The 14,984-nt window shown below is 55.2% G+C and carries 11 protein-coding genes; 7 read left to right on the forward strand and 4 right to left on the reverse strand.

Features of this window, described 5'->3' with window-relative positions; translation table 11 throughout:
• Window positions 1-6 precede the first annotated feature (6 nt).
• The 7 genes from J4P41_RS03355 to glpK all read left to right on the forward strand — a co-directional run bounded on the left by J4P41_RS03355 (window position 7) and on the right by glpK (window position 7,839).
• Entirely contained in the window at window positions 7-789 is a 783-nt protein-coding gene (locus J4P41_RS03355; protein ID WP_211567273.1) for a triose-phosphate isomerase, read from the forward strand.
• The gene (locus tag J4P41_RS03360) at window positions 786-1,610 is read left to right on the forward strand and encodes a DeoR/GlpR family DNA-binding transcription regulator (protein ID WP_426066098.1); all 825 of its coding nucleotides are present in this window, start codon (window positions 786-788) and stop codon (window positions 1,608-1,610) included. The genes J4P41_RS03355 and J4P41_RS03360 overlap by 4 nt, the downstream gene beginning before the upstream one ends.
• A 112-nt stretch (window positions 1,611-1,722) precedes the next feature.
• Window positions 1,723-2,664, forward strand: coding sequence for a YncE family protein (locus J4P41_RS03365; protein ID WP_426066099.1), 942 nt, complete (start codon window positions 1,723-1,725; stop codon window positions 2,662-2,664).
• A 172-nt stretch (window positions 2,665-2,836) separates the two neighbouring features.
• Window positions 2,837-3,622, forward strand: coding sequence for a DeoR/GlpR family DNA-binding transcription regulator (locus J4P41_RS03370; protein WP_426066100.1), 786 nt, complete (start codon window positions 2,837-2,839; stop codon window positions 3,620-3,622).
• 120 nt (window positions 3,623-3,742) lie between these two features.
• Window positions 3,743-5,323, forward strand: coding sequence for a glycerol-3-phosphate dehydrogenase (gene glpD / locus J4P41_RS03375; protein ID WP_426066101.1), 1,581 nt, complete (start codon window positions 3,743-3,745; stop codon window positions 5,321-5,323).
• 37 nt (window positions 5,324-5,360) lie between these two features.
• Entirely contained in the window at window positions 5,361-6,263 is a 903-nt protein-coding gene (locus tag J4P41_RS03380) for an MIP/aquaporin family protein (RefSeq protein WP_211567268.1), read from the forward strand.
• A gap of 25 nt (window positions 6,264-6,288) precedes the next feature.
• Complete coding sequence (gene glpK, locus J4P41_RS03385; RefSeq protein WP_426066102.1) at window positions 6,289-7,839, forward strand: glycerol kinase GlpK; 1,551 nt, start codon at window positions 6,289-6,291, stop codon at window positions 7,837-7,839.
• 85 nt (window positions 7,840-7,924) lie between these two features.
• Here the strand turns inward: glpK and mqo are convergent, their stop codons facing one another.
• The 4 genes from mqo to metH form a co-directional block, all read right to left on the reverse strand.
• Complete coding sequence (mqo, locus tag J4P41_RS03390; protein WP_426066103.1) at window positions 7,925-9,421, reverse strand: malate dehydrogenase (quinone); 1,497 nt, start codon at window positions 9,419-9,421, stop codon at window positions 7,925-7,927.
• Between the two features lie 40 nt (window positions 9,422-9,461).
• Window positions 9,462-10,880 (reverse strand): FAD-binding oxidoreductase, encoded by a 1,419-nt coding sequence (locus tag J4P41_RS03395; RefSeq protein ID WP_426066104.1) that lies wholly within the window; start codon window positions 10,878-10,880, stop codon window positions 9,462-9,464.
• Between the two features lie 139 nt (window positions 10,881-11,019).
• Complete coding sequence (locus J4P41_RS03400) at window positions 11,020-11,268, reverse strand: hypothetical protein (RefSeq protein ID WP_010502590.1); 249 nt, start codon at window positions 11,266-11,268, stop codon at window positions 11,020-11,022.
• 20 nt (window positions 11,269-11,288) lie between these two features.
• Window positions 11,289-14,795: a methionine synthase gene (gene metH / locus J4P41_RS03405; RefSeq protein WP_426066105.1), complete on the reverse strand. Its 3,507-nt coding sequence runs from the start codon at window positions 14,793-14,795 to the stop codon at window positions 11,289-11,291.
• Between the last annotated feature and the right edge of the window lie 189 nt (window positions 14,796-14,984).

Genomic DNA, 14,984 nt, shown 5'->3' on the forward strand with positions numbered 1-14,984 from the left:
AGATGAATGGTGACTCGCAAGACGGTCTGGATCGGCACGAACTGGAAAATGAACAAAGGGCCGTCAGAGGCGCTTGCGGCCGCAGAGGCTCTGAAGGGTTATCACCCTCCAGAGGGTGTAAAGCCTTTCATCATCACACCTTTTACGTCTCTTCAGGTAGTTGCAGAAACACTGAAGACTTCAGACGTTCTGGTAGGTGCACAGAACATGCATTGGGAAGAAAGCGGTTCATGGACCGGGGAAATCTCACCCGGCATGGTCAAGGAATGTGGAGCCGAGATTGTGCTCGTCGGTCATTCCGAGCGCCGTCAGCATTTTGCTGAAACGGATTGGACGGTGAGTCGCAAAATGGCTGCTGCTTTGCGTCATGGTCTGAAGCCGCTTCTTTGTATTGGCGAAAGCCTTGATGAATATGATTATGGCGTCACGGATGAGACGCTGGCGCGGCAACTCAAGATCGCTCTGCATAATGTTGCGGTTGAGGATCTCCCGAATATCCTCATTGCTTATGAGCCTGTCTGGGCCATTGGGGCAGGGGGGCGTGCTGCCGATACGGACTGTGTGACGCGTGTTCATACCAGTTTGCGGCAGGTGCTGAATGAGATTGCGGGTGTGGAGATCGGGGAACGCGTACCGTTGCTTTACGGTGGCAGCGTTACTCAGGACAACGCACGCAGTTACGTCGAACAGCCAAATGTCGATGGCGTGTTTGTCGGACGCGCAGGGTGGAATGTCCCTGATTTTGAAAAACTGATTGACCGGGTTATCGAAGAAAGAGCACCGGCATGATCCCTGATTGTCTTCCCGGAAGTCGTGGTCTTTCAGCGCGCAGGCAGGCTGTGCTGGACTATGTGACGGCGCAGGGCTGTGTCCTCATTCAGGACATGCTTGCGCATTTCACCATGACGCGCGCTGCCATGAATCGTGATCTGCACGCACTCGCAGTGCAGGGGCTGATCCGTAAGGTTGGTGAGAGTGTTACGACGCTGTCTAACGCAGTTGCCGTCAGTAGCATCATGCACAGGGCGCGACAGGCCGTTCAGGAAAAGCTCGGCATTACGGCCATCGCGGCAGATTTGATTGAAGAAGGCGATACAATCGCGCTTGATGATTCCACCACGTCCCGTTTTTTGTCTGAACGCCTGAGTGCGATCGGGCAACTGACCGTTGTGACGAATAGTCTTGGGATCAGCACTAGAATAGGTCAGGCGAAAGATATCAGTCTCATAGCCTTGGGCGGGCATTATAACCCGACGTTTGATGCTTTTCTTGGTGTGTTGTGCGAGAGAAGTGTTACGTCCTTGAGGATTAACACGCTCTTCATGTCGACTTCCGCCATTCATGGCCTTTCAGCGTATCATCAGGATGAAGACCTGATTAAGGCCAAGAGTGCATTGATGAATATGGCTGATCGGCGTGTATTGATGGTTGATAGTCGTAAATTCGGCATCAGTGCACTAAACCATCTCGCCAATCTGTCAGATTTTGATACCGTAATAACTGACTCCGGGCTGTCTGAGGATATGACTGATCGTATAATCAGGGCTGGGATCAACCTTCGCGTGGCGGATATACGCGGTACTGCATCACCAGAATTGGCCATGGCATAATTCTCTTGGCTTTTTCGTGATTTCAGATCTGCGGAAAGCGGAAAAACTGACTGTTCCATAGCTCGTTTTTCAATGAGAAAACCCTTTGAAAACGAGTTTGAGGATAGCGACCATGATCAGTATCTGTCGCAGTAACGGACTTATTGCCGTTGATAAGAAAGCTGCTCAGGTTCTTTTCCTTGATCCCGATACGTTGGAAACGCTTTCTTATATTGGCAATATGCCAGTTCTTCCTCATGAACTGGCAATTGATCATGAGCGCGGGCTGGCGTTTATTCCGGCTTTCGGGGATGGCGTGCATGGGGATAATCCTAACCCCAATCATTTTGTTTCAATTATTGATCTTGAGCGTCGGACGCGTGGTGCGGATATTGATCTGACTCCCCTGCAAGCCCCTCATACCCTGCGCTTCGGACCTGACGGGTTGTTGTATGTCTGCTGTGAAAACAACTCGGCGGTGGCTGTTATTGACCCGCAAGCCAAAGTCGTAACAGCAGTTCTCTCTACGAATTCCAGCAATTCCCACCGTTTGACTATTCTTCCCCAACGTCAGTTGATCCTGACCGAGAATGAGGAGGATGCGACGCTTTCCGTGATCCGTATCGGAGAGGATGCGGCTTGCCGGATGATCAATCTTCCTGCGCCCGTTGCGGGAATTGAACATTTGCCGAATGAGAAGTTTGTTGTCGTGACAAATGCCCTCAGACCGTCTCTGTTTCTGATGGACGTCGAAGCCGGAGAATTACGGCAGGAAATTTCGCTCAAGCATCATCGGAAGCCGGCTCAGGTCGTGCGTCTCAGTCCTGGAGGGCAATGGCTTCTTGTTGTGGGCGGTCTCGAGCCCGTGGTCACTTTGATCAGTCTGCCGCAATGGGACCAGTACCCTGTTACGGTAGGTAAAAAGCCTATGGATGCAGCCTTTCGACCCGATGGAACAACAGTCATTGTTGCGAATGAAGAAGATGGCACTCTGACCGAGATCAGTCTTCTGACTCGAAAATCTATTAGGACAGTTAAAGCCGGGTCAGGTTGTGAAACGCTGGGTTTTTTCTGAGTGGCCATGAGCAATCAGGGTCAAAAATGTGCCATGGCATCGGATGGAGAGAGGAAGAAAGTACCTTGGAGCAGTGAGGAGGTGACGACGGAAGACGGGAAGGAAAGTTCGTGATTGCGCGTTTTTGTTCGGATTGTCACACTGACTTAAAAATCATGTCAGGTCAGTTCCTATGAACACTCTTCCCGTTCGGATCAATCCTCGCCAGGACCAGATCATTCGCCTTGTCCGGAGCCAGGGGTATGTCTCCAATGAAGATCTGGCGCAGCAGTTTGATGTCGCTGTTCAGACCATTCGGCGCGATATTGGCTTTTTGGCCGAACAGGGGCTTCTGACCCGACATCACGGGGGTGCCACGCCGAACTCCACAATTGAGAATATTGCCTATAACGAGCGGCAGATCCTGAATCTCAAAGCCAAGGACGCCATTGGGCGATGTGCGGCTGCCCTTATCCCGGATCGTTCGTCTCTCTTCATCAATATTGGCACAACAACGGAGGCTTTCGCTCGGTCGCTTGGGGAGCATCGTGATCTCCGGATTGTAACCAATAACTTGCATGTCGCCTCTCTGATCTCTGGGCGGCCCGACTTCCGGACTGTGATCTGTGCAGGGGAGCTGCGTCCGAAGGATGGAGCAATCCTTGGAGCTGCGGCCATCGAAACGCTGGATTCCTTTCGAACGGAATATGGCGTGATTGGGATCAGCGGCATTGCGGAAGACGGAACACTCCTGGATTTCGATCTGTCTGAAATCCAGTGCGCCCGCACGATACTCCGAAATTCCCAGCGCGTTCTGCTGCTGGCCGATCATACAAAGTTCAGTCGCCTGCCCATGGGGCGTGTGGGTGGTCTTGCGGATATTGATGATCTGATTACGGATCGTCCGGTTTCTGATGAATTCAAAGCCCTTCTGGATGCGGCGAACGTCACACTTCATATTGCCCAAACATCACAGTAGAGCGCGAAAAAAAGAACACTAATCTGTTATAAAACGAATAAGGCTCTTTACTTTATCGTTCAATATGCGCGAAAACGAACATCAGATGCTCGTTTTGGAGCGTGGTGACAGGAGAGTGTTATGTCATCGATTCGTGAAGTTTCGCCTTCGAACCGTGAGAGCGCGCCTTATGACGTGCTTGTCGTCGGTGGAGGCATCAACGGCTGCGGCATCGCGCGTGATGCCGCAGGCCGTGGCGCTAGTGTTCTGCTTGTGGAGCAGGACGATCTGGCGAGTCATACCTCTTCTGCCAGCACGAAGCTGATCCATGGTGGGCTTCGGTATCTGGAATATTATGAGTTCCGGCTTGTTCGTGAGGCTCTGATCGAGCGTGAGCGATTGCTGAAGATCGCACCGCACATCATCTGGCCCATGCGCTTTGTTCTGCCGCACTCCAAAATGTTGCGGCCAGCATGGCTGCTGCGTACGGGCCTGTTCCTTTACGATCATCTCTGCACGACCATGACGCTTCCCAAGACACGCGCAGTCGATCTGCGGACTGATGTGACGGGTCGTCCGCTCAAGAGCGACTATGTCCGTGGCTTCGAGTATTCCGATGGCTGGGTGCAGGATAGCCGTCTGGTTGTACTGAATGCGATGGACGCAGCGCGTCTTGGTGCCTCGATCAATACACGCACGCAGTTGATCAACGCAGAACGTGGATCGCAACTCTGGACAGCTACTCTTCTTGATCGTGTAAGCGGCGAGACGCGGACAGTTCAGGCGAAGACAATCATCAACGCTGCTGGCCCATGGGTTGCGGAGCTGCTTCAGGATCGCGTTGGCGTTGCCAGCAAGAACAAGGTGCGCCTGGTCAAAGGCAGCCACATCGTTGTGCCGCGCCTGTTCGAAAGCAAGCAGGCTTACATCCTTCAGAACCCAGACAAGCGCATCGTGTTTGCCATCCCGTATGAGCAGGACTTTACGCTGATCGGCACGACGGATGTTCCCTGGGAGCAGGATCCGGGCAAGGTCGAGATTTCGAAGGACGAGATCCAGTATCTCTGCGAGAGCGTGAACCGCTATTTTCAGAAATCCGTTAGCCCGGATGATGTGGTCTGGACTTATGCTGGCGTTCGTCCTTTGTATGACGACAATTCCGGCAATGCGTCTGCCGTGACCCGCGACTATGTGCTGGATGTCGACGCATCTGGTGCACCCATCCTGTCCGTCTTTGGTGGCAAGATCACAACGTTCCGTAAGCTGGCAGAGCATGCGCTTGAAAAGCTGGTAACGTATCTTCCCGTACTGGGTGGTCCGTCCTGGACAGCAGACACTCCGCTTCCGGGTGGTGATTTCGCTTCTGCGGAGTTTGATCGTCAGGTCGCGAAGCTTCAGGCTTACGCACCTCACCTGACACCGAAAACGGCATGGCGTCTGGTGCGTAACTACGGTCTGCGGGCGTTCGATATCGCAACGGCTGCCGAGACCGAGATGGGGCAGTGGTTCGGTGCGACGCTGAGTGCTCGTGAAGTCGATTATCTGATCGACAACGAATGGGCGCGCTCGGCTGAGGACATTCTGTGGCGTCGGTCCAAGCTTGGTCTGTTTATAACCGATGCTGAGAAAGCTGCGCTTCAGACTTATATGGAAGAACGTGTCGGGGCGGGTCGTCCGGCAGGTTCCGAAGCATCCCAGACATGGCGGCAGGACGTCGCCTGATCTTCTTCTCTTCACTTTTCATGTCGGATATCCGGTCATGTCAGAGAATAAACGCTACCTTGGTGAACTCCTCGCTGAGTTCTTTGCCGTCGCCATCATCATCCTCTTCGGAGATGGCGTTGCTGCCATGTACTCGCTTTACGACCCCAGCCCGTACAAAACGGCATACTGGGGCGTCTGTATCGTCTGGGGGCTGGCTGTCACGGTTGCGATCTACGCGACCGGTGCGGTCAGCGGAACACATGCCAATCCGGCCGTGACGTTGTCACTCGCGCTCTTCCGTGGGTTCTCCTGGAAGAAGGTCGCGCCCTATATCGGCGCGCAGGTGCTGGGTGGACTGGCTGGCGCAGCGCTGGTGTATTCAATGTATGTACCCGTCATTGATCACTACAATGCTGCTCATGGCCTGACGCGTGCGCTTGATGGTGGCTCTGCTGGTGTGTTCTTCACCCATCCAGGTGACTTCATCAGTGTATCGCATGCATTCTGGGATGAAGCCGTTCTGACAGGTATTCTTGTATTCGGTATTTTTGCCGTAACATGTCAGTATAATACGCAGGCTCCACAGGCGAATTCCGGTGCGCTGATTATTGGTCTTCTGGTCGCTATTATCGGTGCTTCTGCCGGTTATCTGGAGGCATGGGCCATCAACCCGGCTCGTGACTTTGGCCCGCGTCTGTTCTGCTTCTTCGCAGGTTGGGGGCAGGCCGCTATTCCGGCTCCGTCCAATTACTGGTGGGTTCCGATTGCTGCGCCTATGGTGGGTGGTCCGATCGGTGCTGCGATTTATCAGTACGGTCTGCGTCCCTTCATGCCACGGGTGTCTCTCGTAACAACTGCGTCCGTATCTGAAGCGCTAAACACGTCCGAACCTGTTCTTGTTGTCTCGAACCCTTCCGCGCCTGCTTCAACAGGCCCCGTCATCGACAAGGTCTCCTGATCTGTCCGTTTCCGGAGTAAGTACCATGACACAGAAAGACTGCATCCTGGCAATCGATCAGGGCACAACTTCAACCCGCAGCATTGTTTTTGATCGCAATGCCAAAGCTCTGTCGATCTCCCGCAGTGAGTTCCCTCAGCACTATCCCGAACTGGGCTGGGTGGAACACGATGTGGAGGATATCTGGGAAGATGTTCTTGAAACGGCGCGTGAAGCCATTTCCACAGCAGGCGGCGTTGGCCGGATTGCAGCGATTGGGATTACGAACCAACGCGAGACGGTGGTGATCTGGGACCGCAAGACGGGCAAGCCCATTCATAACGCGCTTGTCTGGCAGGATCGCCGCACGGCCAGTGAATGTAACCGCCTGCGGGACCAGGGAGCCGAAGAAGTGGTCCGGGAGAAGACCGGTCTTCTGCTGGACCCGTATTTCTCTGCCAGCAAGATTGCTTGGACGCTGGATCATGTTCCGGGAGCACGTCAGCGTGCCGAAGCTGGTGAACTGGCTGCTGGTACAATCGACAGCTTCCTTCTGTGGCGCCTGACGGGTGGCAAGAAGCATGCCACTGACATCACAAATGCCTGCCGCACGTCCCTGTTCAATATTCATACCCTCCAGTGGGATGATGAACTGCTGAGCCTGTTTAACGTGCCGCGTGCGCTTCTTCCGGACGTGCAGGATAACAGTTGTGAATTCGGTCGGACCGATCCGGAACTGTTCGGTGAATCCGTTGTCATCGGCGGTATGGCTGGCGACCAGCATGCAGCACTGATCGGACAGGCCTGTTTTGAGGAGGGTATGGCCAAGGCAACCTACGGAACGGGCTGCTTCATGCTGCTCAACACCGGAGAAAAGCCGATCCAGTCCAACAACCGTCTTCTGACGACGATTGGTTATCGGATTGGCGATAAGACGACTTATGCCCTTGAAGGCTCCATTTTCGTGGCTGGCGCTGGCATCAAATGGCTGCGCGATGGTCTGCAACTCATCACCCATGCCTCCCAGACCGATGACATGGCAACGCGTATTCCTGACAGTCATGGCGTGTACATGGTTCCGGCCTTCGTTGGGCTTGGGGCGCCTCACTGGGACCCGGAAGCGCGTGGCATGATCTGCGGCCTGACTCTGGGCTCAACGCAGGCTCATATTGCCCGTGCGATGCTGGAATCCGTTGCTTACCAGACATATGACCTTGTTCATGCCATGCGTCAGGATGGAGCCATGCGGGCCAAGACGCTGCGCATTGACGGCGGTATGGCTGCCAATGACTGGTTCGCCCAGTTCCTGGCCAGCATGCTCAAGGCTGATGTCGAGCGTCCGGTCAATGTTGAAACCACGGCGATTGGTGCGGCTTTCCTGGCGGGACTACATGTGGGGCTGTGGAAAGATCTTGATGAAGTCGCTGCAACCTGGGCACAGGAGCGTCTGTTCTCTCCGAAGATGGACCCGGCACAGCGCCGCATCATGATCGACGGTTGGCACAATGCGGTTCAGCGTACACTGACACCACATGCAGCAAGCGCTGTAGCCGCACGTTCATCAGCATCGAAGGTTAATACAGTTCAGGCAGCCTGATCGCTCTCCAGGTCTGTCTGATATGGCCGGTTAGTTCGTCGGGGGACGATAACCGGCCTTTTTTGTTAAGATTGTCTCGAAGAAATCAGTTCTCGATCTGCAAGGTCTGAGCCGTCTTCTGGCGAAGCTCACGGCAGAGTTCCGAATTGGTCTTCAGATCTACGCCATAACCCGGGAAGATTTCTCGAAGGCGCGGCAGCCATCCCGAAGTGGTCACGTTCTGCGGAAAGCATTTCTCAACGACCTGTAACGCGACTGACGCCGCGATGGACGCGCCCGGCGAGGCACCAAGAACGGCAGCAAGAGATTGGTCGGAACTGCGGACCAGCTCTGTTCCAAAGCGCAGGGCACCGTGTAGCCCTCCGTTATCGGGCTTGATGATCTGAACGCGCTGACCTGCCACCACTTTTGTCCACTGGTTCTCGTTGGCGCGAGGATAGAAGTTCAGCAGGGAACGAAAACGTTTGTGATCACTCTGCGTCACTTCCCGGACAAGGTAATTCATCAGAGACAGATTATCTTTTGCAGCCGTAACGGCGGGAATGATGTTCCCACCATTCAGGGATCGGAAATAATCCATCCATGAACCGCTCTTAAGAAATTTCGTGGAAAAACCAGCATAGGGCCCAAAGAGGAGGCAGGATTTTCCATCAATCACCCTTGTATCCAGGTGAGGGACGGACATGGGTGGAGACCCAACCGGTGCTTTTCCGTAAACCTTGGCATGATGGCGTTGGGTGATGGCCGGGTCGGTGCACTGGAGCCATAGTCCACTGACCGGGAAGCCCGCGTATCGGCGCGCTTCCGGGATGCCGGATTTTTGAAGCAGGGGCAGAGCCGCCCCGCCGGCGCCAACAAAAACAAAGCGCGTCAAAACGGAGCGCCTTGCACCCGTTTGCGTGTTGATTGCTGTCACACGCCAGCGACCATCCGTTGTTTTGACGAGATCTGTGACACGGTGGCGATAAAAACTGTGAAAGCCTGTTTCCTTTTCAAGGCTGGAAAACAGGTTGCGTGTCAGCGCGCCGAAATCAACATCCGTTCCGCTTCGGATGCGCGTGGCAGCGACCGGAACGGATGGATCGCGCCCTTCCATCGCCAAAGGAGCCCAGTCCGCAATCACAGCAGGATCTTCGCTGTATTCCATTCCGTCAAAGCAATGATGACTGGCCATCGCGACATATCGAGCCTTCAGGAACGCGACATCTTTCTTACCCCACACCAGACTGACATGCGGACAGGCATGGATAAAGGAGCCAGCGTCTGCGAGACGCCCGTTGCGGACCCAGTGTGACCAGAGCTGTCGGGAAATATCAAATTCCGTATTGACCGCCAGAGCCTTGGAAATATCTACACTGCCATCCGGACGCTGGGGCGTGTAATTCAACTCGCAGTTGCCTGCATGGCCTGTCCCGGCATTGTTCCAGGCTTTGGAGCTTTCCTGCCCACAATGTTCCAGTGTTTCGAACATTGTGATGGATAGTTCTGGAGACAGGTCTTTCAGCAGTGCGGCAAACGTCGCACTCATGACACCGCCCCCGATCAGGACGACATCAGGAAACGTAGCGGAGGCTGAAGGCATTGCAGGCAGGGTCCGTAAAAGCAGAACAGAAGAGGGGGTCTTATCCTCTATAAACGGGTCCGTTGGGAAGCAATTTGCCTGGATTGAGAATGTGATGAGGGTCCATTGTGCTCTTGAGGGCCCGCATCACGCTGAGGGCACCTTCTCCGTGTTCGGTCGCCAGAAACTCCAGTTTTCCCATGCCGACACCATGTTCACCGCTGCATGAGCCATCAAGAGCAAGAGCACGTCCCACAATCTTTCGGTCCAACTCAAGCGCTCTTTCATAGCCTTCCGGAGAGTGTTCCGTGATGATGAGCGTATGAAAATTCCCGTCTCCGACATGGCCAAGAAGCGGAGCCTTCAGGCCGGACGCCGCAATATCCTGCGATACGCCTTCGATCAGTTCACCGAGGCGCGAAATTGGAACAATACAGTCCGTTGAAATAACGCGGGCAGTTGGCTCAATCGCTTTGGCAGCCCAGAAAGCATCATGGCGTGCTTTCCAGAGCCGAGCGCGGTCTTCAGCACTTTCAGCCCAGGCAAATCCCAGCCCATTGTTGGCAAGGGCCAGCTCTTCCGTAGCGGTGACCTGTTCCTGTACGGCAGCAGGTGCCCCTGCAAACTCAAAGAACAAGGTTGTAAGAGGGCGGAACCCTTCGAGCTTTGAAAAACGGATGGAAGCTTCCATCTGCACGCTGTCCATCAGCTCAACACGATTGATGGGAATGCCACATTGAATGATTTCCATGGCCGTCTGGATAGCGTCATGCAGGTTTTCAAACTGGCAGACTGCGGCAGACAGAGTATCGGGGCGACCATGCAGGCGAAGCTGAACTTCTGTAATGATGCCCAGCGTGCCTTCCGAGCCGATGAAAAGGGATGTCAGGTCATAGCCGGTTGAGGATTTGCGGACGCGACCTCCTGTGAGGATGATCTCGCCCGTTGCTAGTACGACTGTCAGGCCCAGCACATTTTCCTTCATCGTTCCGTAGCGGACAGCCGCTGTACCGGAGGCCCGTGTGGCGCACATGCCGCCAAGCGTGGCTTCTCCGCCTGGATCAACCGGGAAGAAAAGGCCCGTATCCCGGATCTGGGTATTGAGAGACTGGCGCGTCAGGCCAGCCTGAACGCGGCAATCCAGATCCTCGGCATTCAATTCCACAATGGCCGTCATGCGGGACAGGTCGAGGCTGATGGCGTGCTCCGGCGGTGTGACATGCCCTTCAACGGAGGTTCCTGCACCAAAGGCAACAACGGGAACGCGGGCGATATGACATTCCTTCAGTACTGCTGAAACGTCCTCGGTGCTCTCGGCAAAGATGACTGCGGCTGGCAGGCGAGCGGCATCCATGGCCTCGCCGTGACTGTGTTCCTCCAGAACGGAAGCTGCCGTGCTGATCTGGTTTTCCAGCCGGGGGCGAAGGCGGGACAGAACAGTCTGGAGGCGTTCTTCGGCAGAGGAGGAGAGAACCGTCATGGAATATCCAGAATTAAAAATGAGTGATTTTGTAAAATTATTATAAATTCAAAGCTTGGAAAGACAATCTCTCCTTGTTGGCTCTATGTCAGATCAAAAAAAAACGCCCCATTGTGGGACGTTTTTAGGGAGTCTGGAACTACCCGTTCCTGCGGCGGTCCAGAAACAGGAGCAGCAGATAGGGTAGAAAGAAATAAAGGATCATCACGACCATTAGTGGCTTGAGAAGCCACCCCATATCGGCGTGAAGAACGGACCGACTGAACATGTTGGCGAGCCCGAGAAGACACGTCACGCAGAAGAGCCCAAAGAAGTTTGCGAAGAAACCACGCTCACCATTGATTTGCCGAAGCTGGGTCAAAAGCCCGTCGATTTGTTGGGATGCCATGAGAGTGGGTCTCCGTTGGATCAGACTGTGAAGTATTTGGCGCGCGGGTTCAGAATGACCAGAGCGGACGTTGACTGCTCCGGGTGAAGCTGGAAGCCGTCAGACAGGGAAATGCCGATCCGTTCTGCATCCAGAAGGCGCAGGATTGGTTCCTGATCTTCAAGGCGAGGGCAGGCGGGATAACCGAAGGAGTATCGTGATCCACGATAGGACTGGGAGAGCATTTTCTCCATGTCGCGGTCATCTTCTGCAGCAAAGCCAAGTTCGGCACGGATGCGCTTGTGCGTGTATTCGGCCATGGCTTCCGCCATTTCGACCGACAGGCCGTGCAGGTACAGATAGTCCTGATAACGATTGGCCTCGAACCATTCACGAGCCAGATCGGATGCTTTCTGCCCAACTGTCACGACCTGGAGGCCAACGACATCGCGCTGTTCATCATGGATATCCCGCACGAAGTCCGCAATGCACTCGCCATCGTCCTTGGGCTGGCGGGGGAGCGTGAAGCGGGCAGCTTCTGTCTTGCCGTCTTCTTCGAACAGGATCAGATCGTTCCCGTCACCGGCGGCTTTCCAGTAGCCATAAATGGCCTGTGGGCGGAGAATGTTCTGTTCCGCATTCAGAGCCAGCATCCGCTTCAGGACCGGGCGCAGTTCCGTCTTTGCATAGTCCATGAATTCTTCAAGGGTACGGCCCTGTTTCCGAAAGCCCCACTGGAACTGATAGAGCGAGCGCTCATTCAGGAACGGCAGGACGGCATTGGGGGTGGCCTCCACCAGACGAGCCCCCCAGAAAGGTGGCTCAAGCGGGGGAAGCTCGCCAGCAACACGGTTTCGGCGCTCGCGGGCTAGAGCAGGGTCTACGGCAGTGAAGCCACGTGTTTCTGCGGCTTCCGGTGCTCGGACGTTCTTGCGGCTGGCTTTGCCTGCACGGCGCGTCTGGATGGCGCTCAGATAGCCGTCAAATTCCCTCTGGGAAATCTTGTCCATGAGAGAAAGGCCGTCGAACGCATCACGAGCGTAGGCTACGCGGCCAGGCTCTTCACCGCCATATGACAGCGCACATTCTTCCTCGACGTAATTGCGTGTCAGGGCCGCACCACCCAGAATGACAGGAACATCAAAGCCCTGACGTCTCATCTCTTCCAGGTTTTCGCGCATGATAACCGTGGATTTGACCAGCAGACCGGACATGCCAATGGCATCCGCTTTATGCTCTTTAGCCGCTGTGATCATGTCTGCCAGCGGAACCTTGATGCCAAGATTAATGACCTGATATCCGTTATTGGTCAGGATAATATCCACGAGGTTCTTGCCGATGTCGTGGACGTCGCCCTTCACGGTCGCCAGAACCATCGTGCCACGATGCTGGCCCTCGACCCGCTCCATATGCGGCTCCAGCCATGCAACAGCGGTCTTCATGGTCTCGGCGGATTGCAGTACGAACGGAAGCTGCATCTTGCCCGAACCGAACAACTCACCAACAACCTTCATGCCGTCCAGAAGCACGTTGTTGATGATATCCAGCGCGGGCATTTCCTGCATGGCGGCTTCGAGGTCTTCCTCAATGCCCTTGCGGTCACCGTCGACGATCCGGTCCTTGAGGCGCTCGGCAGGCGTTTCGGCACGACGCTTTTTGACGGCATCGGCAGCCTTGCGCCCTGCGAACAGTTCAAGGAGCTTCTGGAGCGGATCATAATCCTCGGTTCGACGATCAAAGATCAGGTCTTCCGCAACCTTGACCTCTTCCGGCGCAATGAGATGCAGCGGACGGATCTTGGAGACATGGACAATGGCGCCTGTCATGCCTGCCTTGACGGCGTGGTCAAGGAAGACAGAGTTCAGGACAGCACGCGCGGCCGGGTTCAGACCGAAGGAAATGTTGGAAAGACCAAGGATGATCTGAATGTCCGGGAATTTGTCCCGGATCATACGGATACCCTCAAGCGTCCACTGACCCAGCTTCCGATCGTCTTCCACGCCGGTGGCAATCGTGAAGGTGAGGGGGTCGATCATCAGGTCAGACTGCGGCAGCCCATACTGATTGCAGGCGAAATCGACGAGGCGCTCGGCGATGCGCAGCTTGTCCTGCGGCTCCTTCGCCATGCCAACTTCATCAATGGTCAGACCGATCATGGCGGCGCCAAACTTGCGGGCCAGCTTCATGCGGTCATGCGCGTGTTCTTCACCATCTTCGAAGTTGATGGAGTTGATGATCGGCTTGCCACCATGCAGCTTCAAGGCTGCTTCGATAACAGGCGTTTCCGTTGAATCGATCACCAGCGGTGCATTCACGGAAGACGTGAAGCGCGTGATGATTTCGCTCATTTCGGCAGTTTCGTTACGGCCTACGAAGGCCGTGCAGATGTCGAGTGCGTTGGACCCCTCGGCAGCCTGTTCACGGCCCACCGCAACGCAGCCGTCCCAGTCGCCACTTTCTTGCAATTCGCGCCACTTCTTTGAACCGTTGGCATTGCAACGTTCGCCAATCGAGAAATAGCTGTTTTCCTGCCGTAGCGGGGTCTGGGTATAGAGGCTGGAAACGGACGGCATCCAGATCGTGTTCCGTTTGACCGGCGCAGGACGATATTTCTCGCCACCCACACGACGGAGCATGCCATCGAGGGCCTGAATATGCGGTGTGGATGTGCCACAGCAGCCGCCGATCAGGTTCAGCCCGTCTTCGCGGACGAAACGTTCCATCCAGACAGCCATTTCCGCCGGGCTGAGCGGATAGACCGTCTTGCCATCAACCAGTTCCGGTAGACCGGCATTGGGCTGCATGGAGATCAGGCCTGGCCAGTTCTCGGACAACCAGCGTACATGCTCGGCCATCTCCTGCGGGCCAGTTGCACAGTTCAGACCGAGGGACGGAACATCAAGTGCGTTCACGGTCGTCGCAGCGGCAGCAATATCCGGCCCCACGAGAAGTGTGCCAGTCGTTTCAACCGTCACCTGCACAAAGATTGGTGCGTCTGACCCAAGCTCGATCCGGGCGATTTTTGCGGCGTTAACCGCAGCCTTGATCTGGAGCGTGTCCTGACAGGTTTCGATCAGGAAGCCATCGACCCCGCCGTCAATCAGGCCGCGGCACTGTTCAAGCAGACCTGCTTCAAGCGTGTCGTAGTCGATGTTGCCAAGCGTCGGGAGTTTCGTGCCCGGTCCGATGGACCCCATGACGTAACGATGGCGATCATCCGAAAATGTCTCTGCGGCCTCTCTCGCCAGAGTGGCGGCGACGCGATTGATCTCACGCGCGCGATCCTGAAGACCGAACTCGGCCAGAGTGACGATGGACCCGCCGAATGTGTTGGTCTCCACCATATCCGCGCCAGCTTCGAAATAGCCGCGATGAATTTCACGGACCAGTTCCGGGCGGGAAAGGTTCAGGATTTCCGTACAGTTTTCCTGTCCCCAGTAGTCTTTTTCAACTTCCAGATCGAGCATCTGCACACGCGATCCCATACCACCATCACAGAGCAGAACCTGATCTGACAGGGCATCAAGAAGATGGGGACGTGAGGACATTGAGGCGCTCTTCAGGAAGGAAACGGAACAGGACAGACCATGACGCGGGCATAGTCTGCGTCGGAGGTTCGCCTGTATAACGGTTCTCGGAAGCTGCTGGCAAACCGGATCTCTCTTGTCCTTCTTTCGGGCGTCCTGTCATAATGAGGGTGACTTCCCCGATGGGGTTCATATTTGCTACGGCATGGT

The organism is Gluconobacter sp. NFX36 (assembly GCF_049887835.1).
In the GTDB taxonomy this organism is placed as follows: Bacteria; Pseudomonadota; Alphaproteobacteria; order Acetobacterales; family Acetobacteraceae; genus Gluconobacter; species Gluconobacter japonicus_A.